This window comes from Xanthomonas sacchari (genome assembly GCF_024266585.1).
GTDB lineage: Bacteria > Pseudomonadota > Gammaproteobacteria > Xanthomonadales > Xanthomonadaceae > Xanthomonas_A > Xanthomonas_A sacchari_C.
This window is the reverse complement of the sequence record NZ_CP100647.1, coordinates 1,764,472-1,787,942: the sequence shown is the minus strand read 5'-3', so window position 1 is coordinate 1,787,942 and position 23,471 is coordinate 1,764,472. Positions and strand designations below refer to the sequence as shown.

Sequence of the window (23,471 nt, the reverse complement as noted above, 5' to 3'; positions counted from 1 at the left end):
GTCCGTTATAGGTACCATCAGCCTACCCTCCCGGCCGCGGCCGGCGCCTCCCGGTGCCGGCCCTGCGCGGGGAGCGTTCGTCGATTCCACGGAGCGTTCCAGGCCATGCCCACCCGCCGCGACATTCTCCACTTCCTCGGCGCCAGCGCCGGCGCCGCGCTGCTGAGCGGGGCATTGCCGGCCGCCGCCGCGGCATCGGCCTCTGCCGCCCTGCCCAGCAAGCGGCCGCCGCCGGGCAAGCGCCGCTTCGTCAGCACCGCGGTCGAGCGCCAGCTGCGCACGGTCAAGGCCGGCATCGGCGACCCGCGCCTGGCCTGGCTGTTCGAGAACTGCTACCCCAACACCCTCGATACCACGGTCGAGACCGGCACCCGCAACGGCAAGCCGGATACCTTCGTCATCACCGGCGACATCGAGGCGATGTGGCTACGCGATTCTTCCGCGCAGGTGCACCCCTACGTGCCGCTGGCCAAGCGCGACCCGGCGCTGCGGCGCATGTTCCATGGGCTGATCCAGCGCCAGGCCGCCTGCATCCGCCTGGATCCCTACGCCAACGCCTTCCTGCCCGACGGCACCAGCCAGCGCCTGAAGTGGTCGGTGGCCGACATCACCGAGATGAAGCCCGGCGTCGGCGAGCGCAAGTGGGAAGTGGATTCGCTGTGCTATCCGATCCGCCTGGCGCACGAGTATTGGCGCGCCAGCGGCGATGCCGCGCCGTTCGACGACGACTGGCGCGAGGCCATGCACGTGGTGGTGCGCACCTTCCGCGAACAGCAGCGCCTGCACGGCCGCGGCCCGTACAGTTTCCAGCGGCCCTCGCCGCTGGCCACCGAGACTCTGGTGCTGGACGGCTACGGGCAGCCGACCCGCCCCAACGGCATGATCCACTCGATGTTCCGCCCGTCCGACGATGCCTGCCTGTATCCGCTGTTCGTCCCCGCCAACCTGTTCGCGGTGACCTCGCTGCGGCAACTGGCGACGATGAGCGAGGCACTGCACCACGACGCCGCCTTCGCCGGCGAGTGCCGCGCTCTGGCCGACCAGGTCGAGACCGCCACCCGTCAGTTCGGGCAGATGCGCGACGCCGACGGCCAACCGTTCTGGGCCTATGAAGTGGACGGCTACGGCAACCAGTTGTTCATCGACGACGCCAACGCCCCCGGCCTGCTGAGCCTGGCCTACCTGGGCTGCTGCGATCGCCGCGATCCGCTGTTCCTGCGCACCCGGCAACTGGCCTGGAGCGAGCGCAACCCGTACTTCTATCGCGGCCGCGCCGCCGAAGGCGTGGGCAGCCCGCACAGCGGCCTGGGCACGATCTGGCCGATGTCGCTGATGCAGTACGCCCTGGCCAGCGACGACGACGCGCAGATCCGCCAGTGCCTGCAGTGGCTCAAGACCACCGACGCCGGCACCGGCTTCATGCACGAAGCCTTCGACAAGGACAACCCGAGCACCTTCACCCGCCCCTGGTTCGCCTGGGCCAACACCCTGTTCGGCGAACTGATCATCGACCTGCACCAGCGCAAGCCGCAGTTGCTGAAGGCCTGACGCCATCACTGTATTTGTGGGAGGGACTTCAGTCCCGACGCTTCTTCGGCAAGGCCCGTCGGGACTGAAGTCCCTCCCACAACAGCAAACACCCCCCACCGCACCGCCGCACACCCCGAGGACAGCACCATGGCCACACGACGCGGTTTCCTGCAGGGCGCCATCGCCCTGGCCCTGTTCGGCAGCAGCGGCATCGCGCGCCTGGCGCAGGCACGCGCCGGCAACTACGCGCTGCCGGCCGATGCGCGCGCCAAGGCCGACCTCACCCGCAACGTCGACGTATTCATCGGCACCGGCGGCCATGGCCACACCTTCCCCGGCGCCACGCTGCCGTTCGGCATGGTGCAACTGAGCCCGGATACCTACAACGCCGACTGGGACGCCTGCTCCGGCTACCACGCCGACGACGGCTCGATCATGGGCTTCTCGCACACCCACCTGTCCGGCACCGGCGTCGGCGACATGCTCGATTTCCTGGTGGTGCCGGCCGTGGGCGAGGTGAAGCTGCAGCCCGGCACGCGCGAGAACCCCGACGCCGGCTACCGCTCGCGCTACGACCACGCCGACGAAGCCGCCTCGCCCGGCTACTACCGCGTGCGCCTGAAGGACAGCGGCGTGCATGCCGAGCTGACCGCCACCGCGCGCGCCGGCCTGCACCGCTACCACTTCCCCAAGGGCAAGCCGGCGCACCTGCTGCTGGACCTGTGCCACGGCATGCAGGACAAGCCCGACATCCCCACCCGCGTCGAGGACGCCAGCCTGCGCCTGGTCGATGCGCAGACCGTCACCGGCGGCCGCCGCGTCTACCAGTGGGCCAAGGGCCGCTACATCTACTTCGCCATGCGCCTGTCGCGGCCCTTCGCCAGCGCGCAGCTGTACGCCGACGACCAGCCGCTGGCCGCGAGCGCGCGCAGCGCCGACGGCAACCGGCTGAAACTGGCCCTGCACTACCCCGATGCCGCGCAGGCGCCGCTGCTGGTCAAGGTCGGCATTTCCGCGGTCAGCGCCGAGAACGCCCTGGCCAACCTCGACGCGGAACTGCCCGACTTCGACTTCGCCCGCGTGCATGCCGCCGCCGTGGCCGAATGGGAAAAGGAACTGGGGCGGGTGCGCATCGACAGCGACGACGACGCGCAGCGCCGCATCTTCTACACCGCGCTGTACCACAGCCTGATCGCGCCGACCCTGTTCAGCGACACCGACGGCCGCTACCGCGGCATGGACCTGCAGGTGCACCAGGCGCCGGCCGGCTACCACAACTACAGCACCTACTCGCTGTGGGACACCTACCGCGCCCTGCATCCCTTGCTGACCCTGGTGCAGCCCGAGCGCGTGCCCGACCTGGTGCAGTGCCTGGTGCGCGGCGCCCACGAATCCCCGCAAGGCGTCGCGATCTGGCCGCTGCAGGGCGTGGAGACCGACTGCATGATCGGCTACCACTCCGCGGTGGTGCTGGCCGAAGCGCATGCCAAGGGCTTCACCGGCATCGACTGGAAGGCGGCGTACCCGGCCTGGCGCAAGCGCGCGATGGACGACGACGTGCACGGCCTGGGGTTGTACCGGTCGATGGGCTACATCCCCTGCGACAAGGTCGACGAATCGGTCAGCCGCACCCTGGAATTCGCCTACGACGACTGGGCGGTGGCGCACTTGGCGCAGGCGGTGGGCGCCGACGACGATGCCAAGCGCCTGCGCGAACGCTCGCGGCAGTACCGCAACGTGTTCAACCGCGAGAGCCGTTTCGTGCAGCCGCGGCTGAGCGACGGCCAGTGGGCCACCCCGTTCGATCCGCGCGCGATGGGCCACAGCGCGCAGTGGCGCGACTTCACCGAGTCCAACGCCTGGCAGGCCACCTTCCTCAACCAGCACGACCTGTACGGCTACATGGAGCTGTTCGGCGGCCGCGATCACTTCGTCGCCAAGCTCGACGAACTGTTCACCACCAGCTCCGAGCTGCCGGCGGACGCACCGCCGGACATCGACGGCATGGTCGGCCAGTACGCGCACGGCAACGAACCCAGCCACCACGTCGCCTACCTCTACGCCTACGCCGGGCAGCCGTACAAGACCCAGGCGATGGTGCGGCGGCTGCTGCGCGAGCAATACCACGACGCACCCAACGGCCTGTCCGGCAACGAGGACTGCGGGCAGATGAGCGCCTGGTTCGTGCTCAGCGCACTGGGCCTGTACGCGGTCGACCCGGTCAGCGCCAACTACGTGCTGGGCAGCCCGCTGTTCAAGCGCGCCGAACTGGACGTGGGCCACGGCCGCACCCTGCGCATCGTCGCCCACGGCAACAGCCCGGCCAACGTCTACATCCAACGCGCCCGCTGGAACGGCAAGCCCTACACCCGCAGCTGGCTGCGCCATGCCGACCTCGCCGCCGGCGGCACGCTGGAGCTGGAGATGGGGCCCAAGCCCAACACCGCCTTCGGTGCGGGCAAGGACGATTTGCCGCCGTCGTTCGTTTGACGGCGGAGAATGGGGATTGGGGAATCGGGATTGGTTGATTCCCCATCACCGCCCTTGTGCGTGCGACCGGTTGCATTGCGGCGCGCGCTTCGTGTTGTCTGTTGCGTTGCATCCGCATCGCCTCTTCCGAGATCCCTCATGCCGCGTACGACCCTCGCCGCTCTCGCCCTCGCCCTGGCGTTCGCCCTGCCCGCCACCCACGTGCGCGCTGCCGACAGCAGCGCCGCCTGGCCCGCCTTCGCCACCCAGGGCGATCACTTCATCCGCGACGGCAAGCCGTACCAGGTCATTTCCGGCGCCATCCACTTCCAGCGCATCCCCCGCGCCTACTGGAAGGACCGCCTGCAGAAAGCGCGCGCGATGGGCCTGAACACGGTGGAGACCTACGTGTTCTGGAACCTGGTGGAACCGCGGCCGGGCCAGTTCGACTTCAGCGGCAACAACGACATCGCCGCCTTCGTCGACGAAGCCGCCGCGCAAGGCCTCAACGTGATCTTGCGGCCCGGCCCGTACGTGTGCGCCGAGTGGGAAGCCGGCGGCTATCCGGCGTGGCTGTTCGCCGAACCCGGCATGCGCGTACGCAGCCAGGACCCGCGCTTCCTTGCCGCCAGCCAGGCCTACCTGGACGCACTCGCCGCCCAGGTCAAACCGCAACTCAACGGCAACGGCGGCCCGATCGTCGCCGTGCAGGTGGAGAACGAATACGGCTCCTACGGCGACGACCACGCCTACATGCGCCTCAACCGCGACATGTTCGTCCACGCCGGCTTCGACAAAGCACTGCTGTTCACCGCCGACGGCCCCGACGTACTCGCCAACGGCACCCTGCCCGACACCCTGGCCGTGGTGAACTTCGCCCCCGGCGACGCCAAGAACGCCTTCGAGACCCTGGCCAAGTTCCGCCCCGGGCAACCGCAGATGGTCGGCGAATACTGGGCCGGCTGGTTCGACCAGTGGGGCAGCAAGCACGCCGTGACCGACGGCGCCAAGCAGGCCAGCGAATTCGAATGGATCCTGCGTCAGGGCCATTCCGCCAACATCTACATGTTCGTCGGCGGCACCAGCTTCGGCTTCATGAATGGCGCCAACTTCCAGAAGAACCCCAGCGACCACTACGCCCCGCAGACCACCAGCTACGACTACGACGCCGTGCTCGACGAAGCCGGCCGCCCCACCCCCAAGTTCACCCTGTTCCGCGACGCCATCCAGCGCGTCACCGGCGTCGCCCCGCCGGCGCTGCCCAAGCCGATCCGCTTCGCCGAACTACCCGCCACGCCACTGCGCGAATCCGCCTCGCTCTGGGACAACCTGCCCGCCCCGGCCGCCACCACCGACACCCCGCAGCCGATGGAGCGCTACGGCCAGGCCTACGGCTACATCCTCTATCGCACCACCGTCACCGGCCCGCGCAAGGGCAGCCTGTACCTGGGCGAGGTGCGCGACTACGCCCGCGTCTACGTCGACCGCACACTGGCCGGCAGCGCCGAGCGCCGCCTGCAGCAAGTGGCGGTGGACGTAGACATCCCCGCCGGCCCCCACACTCTCGACGTGCTGGTGGAGAACACCGGCCGCATCAACTACGGCGCCCACCTCCCCGACGGGCACGCCGGCCTGGTCGACCCCGTGCTGCTCGACGGCAAGCCCCTCACCGGCTGGCAGACCTTCCCTCTCCCGATGGACGACCTGAGCAAGCTCACCGGCTGGACCACCGCCAAGATCGATGGCCCGGCCTTCCACCGCGGCACGCTCAAGATCGGCACGCCTGCCGATACGTTCCTGGACATGCAGGTCTTCGGCAAAGGCTTCGCCTGGGCCAACGGCCATAACCTGGGAAGGCACTGGAATATCGGGCCGCAGCGGGCGTTGTATTTTCCGGCGCCTTGGCAGCGGAAGGGCGGCAATAGCGTGATTGTGTTTGACTTGGATAGCGCGGCGGATGCGAGCGTGCGGGGAGTTACGAGGCAGGTTTGGAGTACGCCCAGTAACTGACTTATCCGCGGAGCGCGCCGCCCGGTAAATACGGATGGCGCGTGATCAAACAACTTGTCTACAAATTAAGGCCGCCGGCGGTCACGCCGAGCGGCCTTTAACTTTTGACGGGCGTCAACAAGTGATAGCGTCAGTCTGGTGCGGGGATGCACTGACGAATGGCAGTATGATTAGACGCGGGGATTATGCGACAGCGGGAGCGTTGAAAGATTGATTTCAGACGGGCATTGCTTCGAAAGTTAGCGACATCAGCGAGCCACCCTGTTACACAAAATTTTTTTGCCGAATAATAGTTAGGCCGCAGAGAAATTATATTGCCTAGTCCTTCAGAACAACTCGTTCACTCTACGGCTCGCATCGAAACGAGCTACTTGGATGGCTCTGCCGGAACTGGCACTGGGTTCTTCTTCAGCTTTCGCGGCAACGAGTCCGACCAAACCATACCGGCAATCGTAACTAACAAGCATCCACTCAACGATAAGTGAACCTGACCCCGTTAGTCTTCAAGGTGGCCCATCCTAATGATGCGAGCGAGGCCCAACCCTTCATTGAGCGCCCCTCGGCGGCTGCTGAATTCAACCGCTTGCGCAAAGCACCCAACTCAATCCATAAGTGAACATGCCCCGTTAATTGGGACGGTAGCGGCTCTATCTTTTGAACTCCTCAAACACGCTACCGGGCATAGTAGGCTGCGAAACACCTTTGCCAGCAAAGAATTTATCACCAATCGGATCGAATTGGCCGTTGCATTTCTCGATTGATTTCCGTAAGCGCTCTTCAATCTCATCGATCATCTTGTAGGTGGCATCGCTGACAGCAACCCTAATTTCATAACTCTTGACGCTATCGGGATATGGAATTGCCACTCTCCGCCTCATTGCTTCATCTATAACGGCTTGCCTCTCTGCTTGCTCCTTCTTTTTTTCCGCCATGGCGGTCGCCGCTGCAGCATCAAACTTCTTGTCAACTTCTGCCTTGATTGCAACGAAATCAGGCCTTTGGCAGGACAAGTTTCCGGCCTCTTTAATGAAGTATGATGCAAACTCTTCTTTCATCCATTTTGGATAGAACTTTGTTTCGTCTTTGCGTAGCTCGCGCGCAATTAGCTCGGCGTCACTATTCATATTTGGCCAGATGCTTTCAACGTGCTCAAGATAATCATGGAACGCGGCCTTGCCATCCTCAGCTCCGATGCTTGCACGCTTTATCTCACCCAACTTTCTGATCATGATCATATGGGGAAGCATGAGAACCACAGATGCATTCTGATAGTAGATACTCCATTGCGAAGCTTCGAGCCCTGACTGTGCCTTGTTTGCAGAAATCTTCGCAGTAGCTTCAGAAAGTCGAGCGTGTTCCGCGTTCGCCCGGGCAGTAGCAGCTTCGGCAAGAAGATACTGATGCTCTGTCGCGAGTTTAGTCAACTCCATATGTCGCGCTTGCAGCTCATTGTTTAGAGACTGCACGCGCTGTCGCGTAAGGACTACTTCCTTAGTACGACGGGTGTGCTCTAATTCGAGCTGAGCCACCTGTTCTGACAATAGCTCTTTCTGGCGATTAGGGACGACCGTATCTTGATAGGTCTTCCACAAAATCCACACAGTTACGAGTTGAATCAAAATCATAAATAAGTTGACGACCATACTCAGTCCCACGCTGTTTACGAGCGTAGCAAGACGACTGGACCTCTTTTTATGTAGCTCAAGTTGCTCTGGTATTAGAAGCCCAGAGCCAGACCTCTTAAACTCGATCATCACGCCCCCCTGTAACAGTGAAGGTACAGCGGCTCCGGCGTGCTTTCAAGAGGTAGGTAGCATCCCCGGCAGGAACGGGGCCAGGTTGACTTTCTAATTGAAACTGACCCGCTACACGGTCCAAGTCGGGACTACGCAACGCATTAGGCCCTCAAATTGCCCACACAAGGCATCCAAATCGACTGATAAGTGAAACTGACCCGATAGTCGCCGATAGTCCGCTTGGGTTTCTCGCCGTTGCGGCAGGCGCCATGTGATATATGAAAAACGGCCACCACCTGTTTAGTGGCAGCCGCCGAATCGATGCATCCCAATTACATCAGCTAATTATTCTTGATAGGAATAGAAGGTCCGACAGTCACGCTACCGCCTCCCCCTACGCTGCCACCGCCTCCGGCGCCGCTACCACCCCCACCTCCAGCGCCGCCGCCCTCACCACCACCGGGACTATCTTTTAAACTGCCAGGAATGGGCTGCACACAAGGAGTACCATTTTGGCACACGATGGTCGCCTTTTCACGAGAACCGTCACTCCAAATCACTGTAACAACGGAGCCATTAGGCAGCGAAGTAACGCCTTTCGTCACACGATACATGCCGACCAACGCCAACATGCCAGCCTGGCGAACTTCCGGAATATCGCTTTCCCCGACATTTTGGGCGGATCCCACAGAATTGTAAGGAGCATTCCTTGAATCGATTGTCACAACTGCAGCAATCGCTACGAAACTCAGCAACAGCAGAAATGACAGAATCCAACGAGACTTTGAAGTAAGCACACCAAGCTCCTTGTGGTTTCTATTTACGCCCGATCACAGAATTTATGTACTCTATTTTTTTATTCAACCTCTCACCTTCTCCTTTTGGCAACAAGTTATTCCGAACCAATTGCTCGTAATTCGAGGCGCAGGCACCATTCAAGCAATACCCATCAACCACTGCAGATCCAGCACCACAATCCGCACCCATCTGACACGCAACGATTCCCCAGGCATACGCGGAGGTTTCATCGCCAGCAACGGCTTCGAATGGGCCTAAATTTGCTTCAGGCGACTGAGTCGCCAGCAAATCCGTAAGTTCAAATATCGCTTCGGGATCCTTCTTATCAACAGCCGTTTTCACGAGATCGGAAACGTTCTCCTTTGCCTCATCTGGATATCTCACTTGAAGCCTGATTTTTGCAGCCAGATTTCCTGAAGCCGCAGATGCTGCCAGCCATTCCTTTTGCGCATCGAGTGGGATCGGAGAACCGCCTTCAACCAAGGCGCAGTCATCTGCAATGCGTCTGGCGGTTGCCTTCATGGCTGCTGCGGCCCCACCCGCTTGAGCAGCCATTGCATCAATACTAGACAGATATTTCTCGCGAGAGATGCTGACCGGGAAACAGCGATCATACATTCGCGACAGTTCCAACTGAGCCGCGGGATCTCCCCGCAATGCTTTATTTTTTACACTCTCGAATCTAAGCAGGTATTCCGCCGACCGTGACCTAGCAGCACTAGATTCAGCACTACTACTTTTCGCTCCTTCCTTTAATTCAACACCAGATGGAGTTACTCCCTTGTTCTCAGTCAGATCAAAAAAAAACCCGCCTTTCTGAAAGGAACCAGACAACACCAGTCCAACTATCAGGGCGGCAACGACCAAAATTATAAAAAAATACTTTTTCACGTCATCCCCAGATGTAGAACAACATGACGAGATCGGCCTAAATCAAAAAACAAAAATAGTAACACCCATTAAAGCTACCCCTCACGAGACACAGCACAAACACATCGCGCGAATCACCAAATTCACCAGCACGGAACACTAGGCCACGGACCGGATCAATGTCAATGAAAATTGCACAAACAGGAAGTAAATACTCGATGGCGTGCTTTCGAGCTTGAGAAAGAGAGACCGGGCACGCCTGCGCCTTACGTTTTCAAGTCATTTTGGTGACAGCGGATGTTGCTTTGGGAGAAAGTTCCAGCGGCGCCTTAGAGCACCATTGGTAAAAGGAAACACCAAGGAAACTCACACAACCCAATCGCTGTGCGCCCGAACCGCAGCGATGCAGAGCGATCACCGCGGGGAAGTCAGAACGAGGCCGACTTTGGTGGATTTGGTAGCTTAGTCGAAGCCGCGTTCTCCTACGCCGCTCATCAGGGACAGAGGCGTATTCCAGCTGCGAACGGGCCCACCAGACACCTCGAGATGCATGTCTTTGCCCGCGGTTGAAGGCGAGGTGTATGGCTATCTGGGCGCGCTGGTCGCAGGTAGTTTTTCAGAACCTCTCCACCTAATAGCGCTGGCGCCGCTCCATGCAATGCGTCATCCGCACGCGGATGGCGCTACGCACCGCTGTCTCAGGCTGTCGCGTGACGGCTGGCGGCAAAGGTGTGGAAACCCGCACCACAGGCAGAGTCACCCTGGTCAGCAACCAAGGTGGGCCATCGGACAGCAACCAGGCCCGTGCGGCAGCGTTGACTGCTGTCTTCTTGGCAGTGAATTCAGATCGACAAGCACAGCTTCCCAAAATGCTTCCCCGCCGCCTGATGCGCAAACGCATCGGCGATGTCTTCCAGCGCGAACGTCTGGTCGATCACCGGCTTGATGCCGGTTGCATTGATCGCGCGGACCATGTCGCGCTGTTGGCTGCGGCTGCCGACGATCAATCCCTGCAGGGTTTGGTGGCGTTGCATCAGCGCCACCGTCGGCACCTGGCCGGCGATGCCGGTCAGCACGCCGATCAGGGCGATATGGCCACCGATGCGGCAGGCCTGGATGGATTGACCCAGCGTGTCTGGCCCACCTACTTCGATCACGTTGTCGACGCCACGGCCGTTCGTGTAGTCGAGCACCTTGGCCGCCCAGTCGGTGTCGCGGCGGTAGTTGATGGTGAAATCGGCGCCGAGCGCCTGCGCACGCGCCAGTTTCTCGTCGGAGGACGACGTCGCGATCACGGTGGCGCCCATCTGTTTGGCGAACTGCAGCGCAAAGATCGACACGCCGCCGGTGCCGAGCACCAGCACGGTATCGCCGGCCTTGAGATGTGCGTCCACCACCAGTGCGCGCCACGCGGTGAGCCCCGCCGTGGTCAGCGTCGCCGCTTCGGCGTGGCTGTAGCCGTGCGGCGCGTGCGTGAACCACTGCGCGGGGCGCACCACGTATTCGCGTGCATAGCCGTCGACACCGTCGCCGGGCACGGTCGCGAAATCGGCGAGAGTCGGTCCGCCATCCAGCCAGGTCGGGAAGAACGTCGAGACGACCGCATCGCCCACGGCGAACTCGTCCACGCCCTCGCCCACCGCCTCGACCACGCCGGCGCCGTCGGACATCGGGATGCGGCCGTCGGCGCTGGGCATGCGGCCGGTCACCACGCCCAGGTCGTGGAAGTTGAGCGAGCTCGCATGCACGCGCACGCGAATCTCGCCGGGGCCCGGCTGGCCGGGATCGGGCAGATCGACGAGGCGGAGATTCTCGAGGCCAGCGGGCTGGCGCAGGGTGATGGCTTTCATGAGGACGACATCCTTAGCGGAACAGTGGCGAGGGGCGGCGCCGCATCAGTTGCAGCGAGACCGCGTTGCAGGCATTGTCGGGATGCACTTCCTGCATCGCAAGAACGTACAATTTTCGCAGGTACTATCAATTTTGTAGGTACAAACACCATGCGTCTGAAACGTCTGGATGGCAAGAGCGGCTGCGCGGTCGAAGTCACGCTTTCGGTGATTGGCGGGGTGTGGAAGCCGGTGATCCTGTTCCACCTGCTCTCCGGCAAGAAGCGCTTCATGGAACTGACGCGCCTGATTCCCAATGCCACGCAACGCATGCTGACCTTGCAATTGCGCGAACTCGAGGAGGACGGGGTCATCGTGCGGCACGTCTATCCACAGGTGCCACCCAAGGTCGAATATGCGCTGACGCCGCTCGGCGAATCCCTGGCGCCGGTGCTGATCAGCCTGCGCGAATGGGGCGAGTCGTATCGCAGCAGCGAGATGGCGCGCGCGCCGGCCGCGACCCCGGAATGCGTGCATGGGGAGGCAATGGCGAGGTGACATCGTGCGGCGCCTCCAAGACGCAGGCGCACATCCGCGTCGCTGCCTCTTGCATGTCGAGACCGACCGCCGCCGCTATCAAGGCGCACTCCTGACCAGGGTGCGTAGCTTCTGACACGAGCGCGCCAGCCACCACATCGCGTGGCATGGACAGGGTGTTCGATACCTTGGGATCGAGTGCGATGGACAATCGATCCGCGCTTGATCGCTCACCTCACTCGGCGCGCCGATCCGCCCACGGCAGGCTGACAGCACGCACAGGCCTCTCCCCATCCTCGCTCGCCGGCATAGCGACCAGCCCCTGCAGGTTGGCCTTGGCATACAGCGCGCCGAGGTCGTGGATGCGCAGCAGCTGGCGACGGCGACTGACCAGGCCGCTGCGCACCCAGCGCTGCAACTGTGCATTGAGTTTGGAGCGGCTGATGTTGAGCATCGCGGCCAGGATGCTCTGGTTCGGCGGCAGGGCGATGGTGCAGTCGCTCCCATGGGGTGTGGCCTGCAGTTCGAGTTGGCGCAACACGTAGCGCGCCAGGCGCACTTCCAGTCGGTGCAGGCAGATGCTTTCCAGGCTGTCCAGAGTCTGCCGCAGGCGCAGACGCAGCAATGCGTGGATGCGCAGCTGCAGCAGCGGCGGATCCAGCAGGACGTTGAAGTGGCGCCGCGGCAGCTTCAGCACCACGCTGGCGCCAAAGGCAATGGCGGTGAAGCTGCGTCCGTGCGGTTCCAGCAGCGCGGCCTCGTCCACCAGCCCGCCGGGCTCGACCGCGCCGACGATCAGTTCCTGCCCATCCGGGCCGTACAGCACCTTGTACACACGACCGCGCACGACCACACCGACGAAGCTACTGGGATCGTGCTTGAAGAACAGGACGCTGCCCGCATCCAGCGCGCATTCGCTGACATGGGCGAGCAGGTCGTCCAGTACCAAGTCCGGCAAACCCTGGAACAACGGCGCGCGTTCCAGCAGGCGGCGATGCTCTTGGCCGGCGATGTCCGTGCATGCGTCGCCGTCGTCGTGGCCAGGCACGCTGCGCTCGATCGTCTCCAGATGGACGTTGGCTGGAACCTCCATACTCCCTCTTCTCGGACGCAGGACGTACGACGCCGGGCGTCGAACGCGCCAGGCACGGGTGGGTAACGGCATAGGCGAGGCGCGCTGGGCAAGCGGCCTGCAGGGGGAAACGGTCGACGGCGTCGACAGCTGCAGCGAGGAACGGCGAGACCTGACGGGTTCGCCGTTCCGGACCGACGTGCGGACTCAGAGGCCGGCCGGCTTGCCGCCCTGAAACGCCTGCAACACGGTCAGCAGGCTGGTCAGGTTGTCCGATACGCCGGTCTGGGCGATCTTCTCCGATGCGCCGGCGGCCGCGGTGGTGTCCAGGGAGTACACCTGCATGACACCCATGTTGTTCGCCGCCTGCGCCAGCGTGTTCTGCTGCTGCTGCGCGGCGACCGCGTTCTCGTACAGGATACCGCTGGAGTGCGCCAGGCTCTGGTAGATCGAGCCCATCGCGAAGGCTGGTGCTTCGCCGATGACCTTGACGTTGGACTGGGTGACGGCGTCGGTGATCTGGTTGTTGACTGCGGTGGGATAGGCCATGGAACGGTCCTCGTTAGGAAGGAAATTGCGTGGCTAGCGCCGCCTCGCGGCGGCGTTAGCGCGCGTTGCTTACGACTGCTTGAACGCGTTGAGCACGGTCAGCAGGCTGGTGAGGTTGTCGGAAACACCGGTCTGCGCGACCTTCTCGGTGGCGCCGGCGGCGGCGGTGGTGTCCAGGCTGTAGATCTGCATGACGCCCTGGTTGGCCGCCGCCTGCGCCAGGGTGTTCTGCTGCTGCTGCGCGGAGACGGCGTTCTCGAACAGGATGCCGGTCGAGTGCGCCATGCTCTGGTAGATCGACGCCATCGCGAAGGCCGGCGCTTCGCCGATGACCTTGACGTTGGACTGGGTGACCGCATCGGTGATCTGGTCGTTGACCGCGGTGGGAAATGCCATGTGTTCGCTCCTGGGTTGGGGTACGGCCCACGCCGTACGATCTATGGAAACGGGACAGTGCAAAAACTGTGAAACCCTACGCGGCGTTTGTCTCGCCAGCATCGCCGCGATGCGCCCGCGACGAAGCAACATCGACCACGATGCCCCGCGGCGTCAGCCGACGCGTGTTGCAGCCGCTGCGGCGCGTGGCACGTGGCGCCCCCTGCTTCCATGCAACGCGATCCGCCAGCGCGGCAGTCGAACGAGCGACCGCTTGCGACTCGGGACCAGGCTGGATCGCTGATGGCACACCGCCACCTTCGCTGCATGGGCATGGGCATGGGCATGGGCATGGGCATGGCGCAAGCCGCAAGGCACGCCATGCGCGTGCGAAACGCGCCGTGCACACAATCGAGCGCCACGACCGCAGTCCTGCGCCACGCTCGTACACATGCACTAAATACGCTTGCACGACGTAGCGCCTCCGCATGCACATGCGAAGGCGCCACCGTGCAGCGGAATCGCTCAGGCCCCGGAGGACGGCGATGGCGCTTGCGGCGCCGCGGCCTGCGCGTCCGCGATGAGTCCCTGCGCGCGCGCCGCATCGATCACGGCCTGCATCTGCTGGGCCAGGTTGGCGAATTCGCGATCGAAGCACGCACGCACTTCGGCCTGCACGAGGTTGGCCAGGCGATCGGCGATCTGCGACATCACCATGTGGTTCATGCCGCCTTCGCCGTGCTGCGGCGGACGCAATTGGCCCGGTCGCAACTGGTCCAACGAATTGGCCGACTGCACCGCCTTGAGCACCGCCGCTTCGCTGGCCGCGGTGGCGCCGTTCAGCTCGCCGCGGGTGTTCTGCATCTTCTGCATCATTTGCTGGATCAGGCCCTGCACCCGCTGGCGCTCGGTGTCGATCAGCGACGGCGAGGCCCCATCGACTTCTGCGGCAGGCACCGCTGGCGGTGCAGACGTTTCTGACGCGAAGCGCCGCAGTTGCTCTTCCTCGATGGGCGTCAGCGCGCGGCCCAGCCACCTCTGGGCGAACTGTTGCAGCGTGGCGGAATCGGATGCTTGGTTGTCTTGCATGGTGTTCCCCTGTGAGTGTGGTGGAATCGGTGGTGCAAACGGCCTACGTGGACGCGGACTTGCGGCCGCGCATCAGGTCCGCGTACTTGGCGATGCTCTGGTCGATCTTGTCGATGGCGAAGCCGGCGGATTCGGCCTCCAGCGCGCCGGCGGCCGCCGCGACTGCCGCTGCGGCACCGACCAGCACGTCGGTGGCCAGCACACCCAGCGCATCCTCGGCGGCTTGCTCCATCTTGTTCTCGGCCAGGTTCTCGGTCATCTGCTTGAGCAGCACGCCCTGGCTGGCCAGCGCCATCTTGCTGACGCCGTCGAAGTACACCGCCGCCGATTGCGCGATCAGGCCCGACGCCTGGCTGATCAGCATGTTCGAGCCGACCACGATCTGCGACGGCGCGTAGGCCATGGTCTCGGCATTGCTGAGCTGCACGGCCTGCACGATCTTGCTGTTGAGCGCGTCGCTGGCCGGCCGTTCCGCGGAGGCCTGCGCCAGCATGTGGGTGTTGAGCGTCTTCAGCATGGACGGCGGCGGTGGAGGCGACGGCGAGACCGGAGCGGCTGGCGGCGCCGCGGGCGGCGATGCGCCATCGCCACCTGCCGCTGCCGCAGGCGCGGCGTCGGCGGCGGGCGCGACCGCGGGGGGCACCGCGGCGCCTGCCGCAGCGGCGGGCGCGCTGCTGGCCTCGCTACTCGCTGGCACCGCGGCGGAGGGACTATCTGCGGCGACCGGCGCCGCGGCTGCAGTGCCGCTGGCCGCCTCCGGCGCCGGCGCATCCGGAGTCTGTGCCGCCCCCATGGTGGATGACGGCACTGTTGCCGCACCGGCCGGCGCCGCCGCGGCGGCCGGCGGGGAGGCGGAAGTCTTCTTGCTTGCGAAAGGCCACATGCCACTCTCCTGATGGATGAATCGGTACCCGTCTCAGCCGTCCCGGCGCTGCATCACTTCTCGCCGATCGCCATGATCAGCGCCACCGCCTTGGACACCACCGCATTGGAGACCTGGTTCAGCGCCTGCTGGCTGTGCACCGCGTTCTGCAACGCCAGCCCGGTGGAGTGGCTGGAGACCTGATACAGCGAGGCGATCGCCTGGGCGGGCGCCTCAGCCACCACCTTGACGTTGGTCTGGGTGACCGCATCGGTGATCTGCGAATTGACGAACGTGTTGTCTGCCATGAGCCTGATTCCTTGGTGAGTCGCCTGCCGGGGAGGCGCCGCGACGGGGATGGCCTGTGCCGCGCCCCGCCGCGGCGCCCGCGATGCCGCGGCCTACGCGGCCCGGCGTGGAGGGAAAACGCCGCCGTGGGCGGCTTGTGAAGCCGCTGCGGCCAACACGCTCATTCGGCCACCAGCGCCAGGCGCAGCCGCTTGCGCAGCAGCTCCACGCGCTTGCGCGCCAGCGGCTGGTTGATACGCAGTAGGTTGGCGATGGCCGGATAGGGCAACTCCTCGACGAAGCGGTAGGCGAACAGGCGGCGCTGCTCCCGACTCAGCGCCGCCACCGCCGTCACCACGCGCTCCATCTGCTCCTCCAGTTCGGCACGTTGCAGGGCGGTCATTCCTTGATCGGCCACGGCGTCCACTTCCTTAGCCTCGGAAGAGCGATCCAGCGGTTCGCCACCGCCGCGGCGCCGCCGCGCCAGGTCCAGGAACACGTGGCGCAACACCACGAACAAGAACCCCTGCGGGTCGGTCATCGCATCCGGCGAGCGGCGCATGAACAGCAACGCCTTGACCGCGGTGTCCGACAGTAGGTCCTCGGCCGCATCCGCACGCCCGTTGGCCAACCGCAACGCGCGCCGCCGCAGATCCGGCAGCATGGCGCGCCAGGCGCGGGTGAACATCTCGTCGGCCTCGGCGAATCGCAAGGCGTCCACGCCTGACTTTTCCATTGCCCTCTCCATCGCATGCTCCGAAATCCCCTTGTGCGACGAGTCTCTGTGGGGGCCGGCAGCAATAGCTGTTCCCTGGGTGACAACCGCGGGGCGATGCCCGCGCAGCCGCACGGGAGGTGGCGTGTGTGCGCGCTTTGTCTACGCATGCATACGGCGAAGGCAGCTTCTCCGTGATTCTGTGGGCCATTCGCGCAAAAAAACGGGCACACTGCACAGACAGCGGGCCCGGATCGTGCGTTCGCGATCAGCTCAGCGCAGCAGCTTGACCAAGGCCTCCAGTACCTTCTGATCGCGGAGCGCATGCAGCAACTGCTGGATGTCCGGCTTTGCATCCGCCGCTGGCAGCACTGGCTCCTGTCTCTGCGCCGAGGTTGGAGTCGGTGGCTGCGGTGCCTGCGGCGGCGAGCCGGGGGGAGGCGTCGCCTCGCCCGACGCTGGCGCGGGTGTCGGCGTGGCGATGGCCGACTCCACGCACGCCAGTTCCGCCTGCCATAGATAGGTGGCGACCTCGTCCAGCGCCGTCGTGGCCCAGGCGCCGATCATGACGAGGCCGGCGGCGCACGCCGCACCACGACCACCGAGGCCGGGCCCTTGAAGCCGTCCAGCGATTCCAGCCGGAGCAGGCTGCCGGTGACTTCCAGCGCGCTGGTCGGCCCTACCGTGGCGCGCCAGTAGCTCAAGGCCAGCCTGCGCAGCAGCGTGGCCAGGGTCTGCAGCAGATCCACCTGCAGTTCGTTCTGGTTGTTCGGCAGCAGCTTGTAGATCAGCAGCACCAGCATGCGCAGGTATTCGCGCTGCACGCCGGTATGCTCCACGCCCTGACCGTCGGCGCCCAGCAGATAGGAGCGCCAGTTCTGCACGACCAGCAACGCGCGCACCATGGCCTGGTAACGCAGCGCCGCGGCCGGGGCGTCGCCGGCGCAATACAGGACCAGCTTGCAATAGGTGCCGAACAGGAACTCGGCCTGTGCCGGGTCGTAGATCGGCTGCAGCGCCGCCTGCAGCTGTCTCTGCAGATAGGCTTGGTTGTCGCGCAGTGTGGTCGCCAGATCGCCGCTCTGTTGGCTGAGAGCGACGAACTTGGCGATCTGCGCCCGATCCAGGCCCTGCGTTTCCATGCTCAGCACCGCATTGCCGACAGCCTCGAGCACGTCGGTGTCGATGTAGCCGTCCAGTTGCCGATAGCCGCGGTTGAGCCGGTAGCCCTGCACGGAATCGAACAATGCGGAGGCACCGGTGATCGCATTGCTGCCGAGGTTGGTGTCGAAGGCCAGCCACGGATAACGCGCGGCCATGTAGTTGCGGTAGTAGTAGTCGTGTCCCAGGCGGAATGCGTACAGCGGATTGTTCTCCACCAACGCGTGGTAGACGTCGCGATTGACATCGAGCGACCGCCGATCCAGCGCCTCGCTCAGCGCCATCACGTTGCGCTTGGCGTTGTAGCCGGCCAGTTCGCGCGACAGCGGCGCGTTGATGTCGAAGCGGCGCAGCACATGCCCGTCGTGACTGAAGGCGGTGTTGGCGAACAACTCCTCGAACAGCCCCTGCGGAACCGCGGTCCCGCGCGTGCCGCGCGGCGTGGCGCCGCGCTTGCCATTGGCGGCGTTCCAGGCATCGAGCACATGCGCGGACAGTGCTGCGTAGAACCGGGCATCCGGGTCGCCGACCTGATGCAGATAGTAGCCGGTCACCGACCGGTTCTCCGCGCCGAAACCACTGCCTTCGCCGCAGTGGATGTGCACCATCGCACGCAGCGCGCGCTTGCCTGCGCCGCTGCCGAAATTTGCGCTCAGCACGTTGGCGTTCTGCTGCAGCCAGGTGAACAGTTCGGCGTAGTTGCCGACCTTGTTCTCCGCGCCGAGCAGGTCCAGCCCGACGATGATCGAATCTCCTTTCCCCTGGCCGGTCAGCAGCGGCGCGACCTTGTCGTCCAGGTATTTCTTCAAGGCACCATCAGGCATGTAGTGATGCGGCGAATGCACCAGAAGCCGATAATCGGTGCCGTACTGGACGTTGTAGTCCTGCGCCAGCCCCGCCAGTTGCGGGATCTCGTCCTCGGTGGCGGCAGCCTGGATCAGCAGCACGCCGTCCTCGCGCAGGTAGTTGAAGATCGCCCATACCCACAGGCGGTAGTCGGCCTTCTGCGACTCGCTCCAGTTTTTGTAGTCGGCCGGATCCCCCTGGCACAGCTGCTTCACGAAATGGCCGCGCAGCTTGTAGGCATCGTCGAACGGGGTGTACTTGCTGGCGCTGTAGAACTTGTTGTTGAAGTAGCGCACCAGCGTGCGAAGGCTGGGGTGGGGGCCATCCGCCGAGGCCAGAGCCGGGGTGACGATCTCGGTGTCGACCAGCGTGTAGAGCATGGGCGATTGCGGCGGCAGCGCCAACTCGCTGCGCACGTAGCCGTACTCGGCCGCGATCACCTGACAGGCGATGTAGATGTTCTCCGCCACGCATTCGGCCCGTTCGTACTCGGTGCGGTTGCGCTTGCCCAGCAACCGGGCGAAGGGATTGCTTGTGCGCTCGGTCATCAATGTCAGCGCGTAGCGGAACAGCAACAGTTCGCCCTTGGCCGTTGCATGCCGATCGTTGGCGTAGAAGCGCTGCGCCAGCAACTGCGCCAGCGACGACCGCGTGTCGTCCAGCTCCTTGCGCTGGGTCGGCAGGATGCCGGTGAAGTGACTATGGAAGTCGCAGACGTAGCGATTCAGCTGTGTCTGCTCGGCAAGCTTGAAATAGGCCATGTCGGGTCCTTGAAGGGAAGAGAACGGCAGCGGGGTCCGCCGCCCGGGAACTGGGCCGCAGCCCGGTTTGCTGGGGCCTTGCGTGCGCCGACGCTGCTGCGCGGAGGCAGGCAACGGCACGCACCGCGCACTGGCGAAGATCGAGCACGGAAGGCGGACCGGTCGTGCACCGGCCATCGCTCGGCCCAGCCACGGGCACTACGCGGGGCAGTGGCTGCGGGGCCGACGGCGCGCTACGCGCATCCCACGATGGCGCCAAGGCCACCGCGATGCACGCCAGTGTCACGCACAGGCCATGGCGCAGCCGCGTCCATCGTCGTAGCCGCCTTCGCCGTTCGAACGACACCGAGCGGAACCCGGATACACCTGCGCTGTCGGGCATGGCGTTACTCCACGAGGACGGGACCACCCCGGCACCATGGCCACGCCGCGTCGGCGACTTGGCAGCGCCACGGATGGAGGGCGACCTCCCTCTAAACGCGGCGGCGGCGGCGCCGTGAATGCGGCGATCGCCGGGCGCGCCTGCGCATGCGGCCTGACCGGTTTGTCCTCATATCGGCCGAGCGCGCCTCGAAGGCTTCCGCAACGGCATGTGCGCCAGCGATGGCAAGCAATGCCTACCATCGGACGACACTGCGCATCGCAGGCGATGATCGGGCAGACGCGCATCGACCGGCTGCTTGCGGATTTTGCTGTGCGCCACGTGATTCCATGTATCGCACAGGCCTCCGCGCAGCATTACCGTGTGGGACCTGCGCCCCCCCTGCGCAACTCGGGCTAAGCGCGGTTGTCGCGACCACGAACAACGTACACGTAATGCAGGCCTGAGCACGCGGCGCATCTAACTCCGTCGCGCATAGGAGTGGCTTCAACCGTTGCGAGATGTAGCTGTAGAACCCCGTCGCGGCTGAAGCCAGTTCTGCAAAGGTAACGAAGTGCCCCTCTGCGGCGCAGTTAAAGGCGCCCTCCGTCTGCTGCTCCTGCGCCATCGCATGCCGTGCACGCATGGCGTGCACCTCGCCCGCACCAAGCGGCCGTGGCGCAACGCCACGGCTGGGTCGCCGCGGACGCAGCGACTGCGCTGAGCGACTGCGCTCGCGCCGCCCCTCACCCCCACCCCCTCTCCCGGGGGGGAAAGGGGAGTACGTCTTGCGGCGCGTGCGCTCTTCTTCGCGGCGATGTTGGAACCGCCGCGCCTTCACACCGCCGCCCTCGCCGCAGACGCAGCGCACAGCTCCAACGAAAAAGCCGCACCCGGCGTCGCGCCGGGTACGGCTTCGGTCGTACGCCGCGGCAGGCTTCAGCGCGTCGCGCCGGCACCCACGTTGAACAACTGGAACTCGCGGATATGCGCGGCATCGACGCTGGACAAAATGTTCAAGCGCACGCGCGAAGCGGTGACCGCGGGGAAGTGGTCGATCTTCATGTGGCCGATCGCCTGCGCCTGCGCCACCTTGACCCAGGCGCCGTCGCGGAACACTTCCACCGCGTACTTCTGCACCAACTGGCCGTCGTTGAGCCATTCCATCGACAGCGCGGTGTCGAAGGTCACCGGCTGCTTGAACTGCAGCTCCAGCGTGGCGTGGTGCGAACCGTCCGGCGCGCTCCAGAAGGTGTCGCGGTCGCCGTCCACCGCCGCGGCGATGCCGTCGTCGCTCTTGAGCCGGCCGCGCACCAGGTTGCGGTCGGCGCCGTAGCGCGCCTGCAGCGCCTGGCCCATTTCCTCCAGCCGCTTGACGTCGGCCTCGGGCAGCAGGCCGCGCTTGTCCGGGGCGATGCCCAGCACCAGCTGGCCACCACGGCCGACGCTGTCTTCCCAGATCTGCACCAGCTCGTCGACGCTCTTCAGCGTCTGGTCGCTGTTCGGGTGCCAGAACCACTGCAGCTTGTGCAGCGGCGTGTCCACCTCGACCGGGCGCCAGCGCAGGTAGCCGTGGCGATCGATGGTGTTCCAGTTTTCGCCTTCGATCACCCCGGCCTCGTTGCCGACCCAGCGCACGTCGCCGTACTCGAACAGCGCGGTGTCGGCGAAGACCATGGCGTTGGGCTGGTAGGTGCGCAGCTCTTCCATGTACTTGTCGAAGTTGTACACGTGGCCGGCGCTGCCGGCGCCGTCCAGCCACCACTCGGTGAGCGGGCCGTAGTGCGAGGCCAGGTCCACCAGCTGTGCGGCGTAGAACTTGTCGTAGGCCTTGGGGTCGGCGTACTTGGGTTCGTGGCGGTCCCACGGCGACAGATAGATGCCGAAGCCCATGCCTTCCTTGCGCACGGCCTCGCCCGTCATCTTCACCAGGTCGCCCTTGCCGCCGAGCCACGGGCTGTTCTTCACCGAATAGGCGCTGTCCTCGGTGGGCCACAGCGCGAAGCCGTCATGGTGCTTGGCGACCAGGATCAGGTACTTGGCGCCGGCCGCCTTGGAGGCGCGCGCCCACTGCGCCGGGTCCACCTGGTCCGGTGCGAACACCTTCGGGCTGGCGGTGCCGTCGCCCCACTCGCGATCCAGGAAGGTGTTGGTGCCGAAATGCACGATCACCCCGAATTCCAGGTCCTGCCAGGCCACCTGCTGCGGCGAGGGTTTGACCTCGGCGAAGTTCTGGGCGAGCAGCGGTGGCGCGGTCAGGGCGGTCAGGCCGAGCGCGGCCAGCCAGCGGAGCGGAGAGAGCGGGCGGTTCGGCATGGCGGATCCTCGCAATCGTCGTCGGTTGGCAGGCGGCGCTGCCGGTGGTGTCAGCATATGGTATTTAATTGATGATAAATAGGTATCCCCTTTTGCGGGACAGGACCGGACCACATGATGTCGCCTTCGCTGTTTCCCCTGTTGTCGCTGTTCGCGGTGCGCGCCCTCGCCGGACCGGCCGCCGTCGCCCCGCCACAGGGGCCGCCCTCGCCCATCGTCTACAGCGAATTCGTCAACGCGCAGGCGCCGACCGCGCAGTGCCACGCCTCCACCCTGGTGGAAACCCGCGACGGCCTGCTCGCGGCCTGGTTCGGCGGCCGCCACGAAGGCGCCGACGATGTCGCGATCTGGGTGGCGCGCCGCGACGCGCAGGGCTGGCAACCGGCACAGCGCGTGGCCGACGGCGCGCAGGCGCAGGGCGCGGCGCTGCCGACCTGGAACCCGGTGCTGTTCCAGCCCGCGCAGGGGCCGCTGCGGCTGTTCTACAAGGTCGGCCCGGATCCCAAGCGCTGGTGGGGCATGCAGACCACCTCCAGCGACGGCGGCCATCACTGGTCCACGCCCGAGCGCCTGCCCGCCGGCATCCTCGGCCCGATCAAGAACAAACCGGTACAGCTGCCCAGCGGCCGCATCCTCAGCCCCAGCAGCAGCGAGGACGCCGGCTGGGTCGCGCACATGGAATGGTCCGACGACAACGGCGCGCACTGGACCCGCGGCCCGGCGATGAACGACCCGGCCAAGATCGGCGCGATCCAGCCCAGCGTGCTGCTGCACAAGGACGGCCGCCTGCAGGCGGTGGGCCGCAGCCAGCAGAACCACGTGTTCAGCACCTGGTCGCGCGACCAGGGCCGCACCTGGGAACCGATGACCCTGCTCGACCTGGCCAATCCCAATTCCGGCACCGACGCGGTGGTCCTGGCCGACGGCCGCTCGCTGCTGGTCTACAACCCGACCGAGGCCGGCAAGGACTGGTGGGACGGCCGCGGCGTGCTCGCCGTCGCCCTGTCCGACGACGGCCTGCACTGGACCCGCGTGCTGACCCTGGAAGACAGCCCCAAGGACGAGTTCTCCTACCCGGCGGTGATCCAGACCCGCGACGGCAAGGTGCACATCAGCTACACCTGGAAGCGCACCCGCATCAAGCATGTGGTGCTGGATCCGAAGCGGTTGACCGGCACGCTCGCAGCGGGCGAGTCACGCTGACCGCGAAGCGGTAGCGCGCCGCGCGTCACCCATCAGCGGTGGTCTGCGCGGTGCAGCCTCCATCCAAACCGCCGCCCCTCGTAGGAGCGGCTTC

General features: G+C 64.9%; 19 protein-coding genes. 6 read left to right on the top strand and 13 right to left on the bottom strand.

All coding sequences use genetic code 11. The features are described 5' to 3' along the window. The first annotated feature begins 105 nt into the window (after positions 1-105). The 3 genes from NKJ47_RS07210 (at position 106) to NKJ47_RS07200 (ending at position 6,009) form a co-directional block, all read left to right on the top strand. Positions 106-1,548 carry a glycoside hydrolase family 125 protein gene (locus NKJ47_RS07210; protein WP_254460808.1) on the top strand — a complete coding sequence of 481 codons (1,443 nt, stop codon included), beginning with the start codon at positions 106-108 and terminating at the stop codon, positions 1,546-1,548. Between the two features lie 129 nt (positions 1,549-1,677). Next, complete coding sequence (locus tag NKJ47_RS07205) at positions 1,678-4,020, top strand: GH92 family glycosyl hydrolase (protein WP_254460807.1); 2,343 nt, start codon at positions 1,678-1,680, stop codon at positions 4,018-4,020. Positions 4,021-4,158: 138 nt separating this feature from the next. Next, complete coding sequence (locus NKJ47_RS07200; RefSeq protein ID WP_254460806.1) at positions 4,159-6,009, top strand: glycoside hydrolase family 35 protein; 1,851 nt, start codon at positions 4,159-4,161, stop codon at positions 6,007-6,009. A 647-nt stretch (positions 6,010-6,656) separates the two neighbouring features. On the opposite strand, the gene NKJ47_RS07195 is transcribed toward NKJ47_RS07200, so the two are convergent. The 3 genes from NKJ47_RS07195 to NKJ47_RS07185 all read right to left on the bottom strand — a co-directional run bounded on the left by NKJ47_RS07195 (position 6,657) and on the right by NKJ47_RS07185 (position 11,263). After that, the gene (locus NKJ47_RS07195; protein ID WP_254460805.1) at positions 6,657-7,763 is read right to left on the bottom strand and encodes a hypothetical protein; all 1,107 of its coding nucleotides are present in this window, start codon (positions 7,761-7,763) and stop codon (positions 6,657-6,659) included. Positions 7,764-8,561: 798 nt separating this feature from the next. After that, positions 8,562-9,434 (bottom strand): hypothetical protein, encoded by an 873-nt coding sequence (locus tag NKJ47_RS07190; protein ID WP_254460804.1) that lies wholly within the window; start codon positions 9,432-9,434, stop codon positions 8,562-8,564. Between the two features lie 821 nt (positions 9,435-10,255). Next, positions 10,256-11,263, bottom strand: coding sequence for a zinc-dependent alcohol dehydrogenase family protein (locus tag NKJ47_RS07185; RefSeq protein WP_254460803.1), 1,008 nt, complete (start codon positions 11,261-11,263; stop codon positions 10,256-10,258). A gap of 150 nt (positions 11,264-11,413) precedes the next feature. Between NKJ47_RS07185 and NKJ47_RS07180 the strand changes: the two genes are divergently transcribed. Beyond that, complete coding sequence (locus NKJ47_RS07180; RefSeq protein WP_254460802.1) at positions 11,414-11,800, top strand: winged helix-turn-helix transcriptional regulator; 387 nt, start codon at positions 11,414-11,416, stop codon at positions 11,798-11,800. Between the two features lie 214 nt (positions 11,801-12,014). On the opposite strand, the gene NKJ47_RS07175 is transcribed toward NKJ47_RS07180, so the two are convergent. The 5 genes from NKJ47_RS07175 to NKJ47_RS07155 form a co-directional block, all read right to left on the bottom strand. After that, a complete protein-coding gene (locus NKJ47_RS07175) occupies positions 12,015-12,944 on the bottom strand; it encodes a Crp/Fnr family transcriptional regulator (RefSeq protein ID WP_254460801.1) in 930 nt (309 codons plus the stop codon). Between the two features lie 114 nt (positions 12,945-13,058). Continuing rightward, positions 13,059-13,400: a RebB family R body protein gene (locus NKJ47_RS07170; protein ID WP_254460800.1), complete on the bottom strand. Its 342-nt coding sequence runs from the start codon at positions 13,398-13,400 to the stop codon at positions 13,059-13,061. 69 nt (positions 13,401-13,469) lie between these two features. Then, the gene (locus NKJ47_RS07165) at positions 13,470-13,796 is read right to left on the bottom strand and encodes a RebB family R body protein (RefSeq protein ID WP_043091830.1); all 327 of its coding nucleotides are present in this window, start codon (positions 13,794-13,796) and stop codon (positions 13,470-13,472) included. Between the two features lie 504 nt (positions 13,797-14,300). Then, the gene (locus NKJ47_RS07160; protein WP_254460799.1) at positions 14,301-14,864 is read right to left on the bottom strand and encodes a hypothetical protein; all 564 of its coding nucleotides are present in this window, start codon (positions 14,862-14,864) and stop codon (positions 14,301-14,303) included. Between the two features lie 43 nt (positions 14,865-14,907). After that, positions 14,908-15,381, bottom strand: a complete 474-nt coding sequence (locus NKJ47_RS07155) for a hypothetical protein (RefSeq protein ID WP_254460798.1) — start codon at positions 15,379-15,381, stop codon at positions 14,908-14,910. On the opposite strand from NKJ47_RS07155, the gene NKJ47_RS07150 reads away from it, so the two are divergent. After that, a complete protein-coding gene (locus NKJ47_RS07150) occupies positions 15,365-15,760 on the top strand; it encodes a hypothetical protein (protein ID WP_254460797.1) in 396 nt (131 codons plus the stop codon). The genes NKJ47_RS07155 and NKJ47_RS07150 overlap by 17 nt on opposite strands. Positions 15,761-15,800: 40 nt before the next feature. On the opposite strand, the gene NKJ47_RS07145 is transcribed toward NKJ47_RS07150, so the two are convergent. From NKJ47_RS07145 to NKJ47_RS07125, 5 genes are all read right to left on the bottom strand, one after another. Beyond that, the gene (locus NKJ47_RS07145) at positions 15,801-16,034 is read right to left on the bottom strand and encodes a RebB family R body protein (protein WP_254460796.1); all 234 of its coding nucleotides are present in this window, start codon (positions 16,032-16,034) and stop codon (positions 15,801-15,803) included. Between the two features lie 161 nt (positions 16,035-16,195). Beyond that, positions 16,196-16,750 (bottom strand): RNA polymerase sigma factor, encoded by a 555-nt coding sequence (locus NKJ47_RS07140; RefSeq protein ID WP_254460795.1) that lies wholly within the window; start codon positions 16,748-16,750, stop codon positions 16,196-16,198. A 252-nt stretch (positions 16,751-17,002) separates the two neighbouring features. Then, positions 17,003-17,296: a hypothetical protein gene (locus tag NKJ47_RS07135; RefSeq protein WP_254460794.1), complete on the bottom strand. Its 294-nt coding sequence runs from the start codon at positions 17,294-17,296 to the stop codon at positions 17,003-17,005. Continuing rightward, complete coding sequence (locus tag NKJ47_RS07130; RefSeq protein ID WP_254460793.1) at positions 17,293-19,497, bottom strand: hypothetical protein; 2,205 nt, start codon at positions 19,495-19,497, stop codon at positions 17,293-17,295. Before NKJ47_RS07130 ends, NKJ47_RS07135 begins: the two co-directional genes overlap by 4 nt. A 1,300-nt stretch (positions 19,498-20,797) precedes the next feature. Next, the gene (locus NKJ47_RS07125; RefSeq protein ID WP_254460792.1) at positions 20,798-22,174 is read right to left on the bottom strand and encodes an alpha-L-fucosidase; all 1,377 of its coding nucleotides are present in this window, start codon (positions 22,172-22,174) and stop codon (positions 20,798-20,800) included. 114 nt (positions 22,175-22,288) lie between these two features. On the opposite strand from NKJ47_RS07125, the gene NKJ47_RS07120 reads away from it, so the two are divergent. Then, the gene (locus NKJ47_RS07120; protein WP_254460791.1) at positions 22,289-23,377 is read left to right on the top strand and encodes a sialidase family protein; all 1,089 of its coding nucleotides are present in this window, start codon (positions 22,289-22,291) and stop codon (positions 23,375-23,377) included. Positions 23,378-23,471 lie beyond the last annotated feature (94 nt).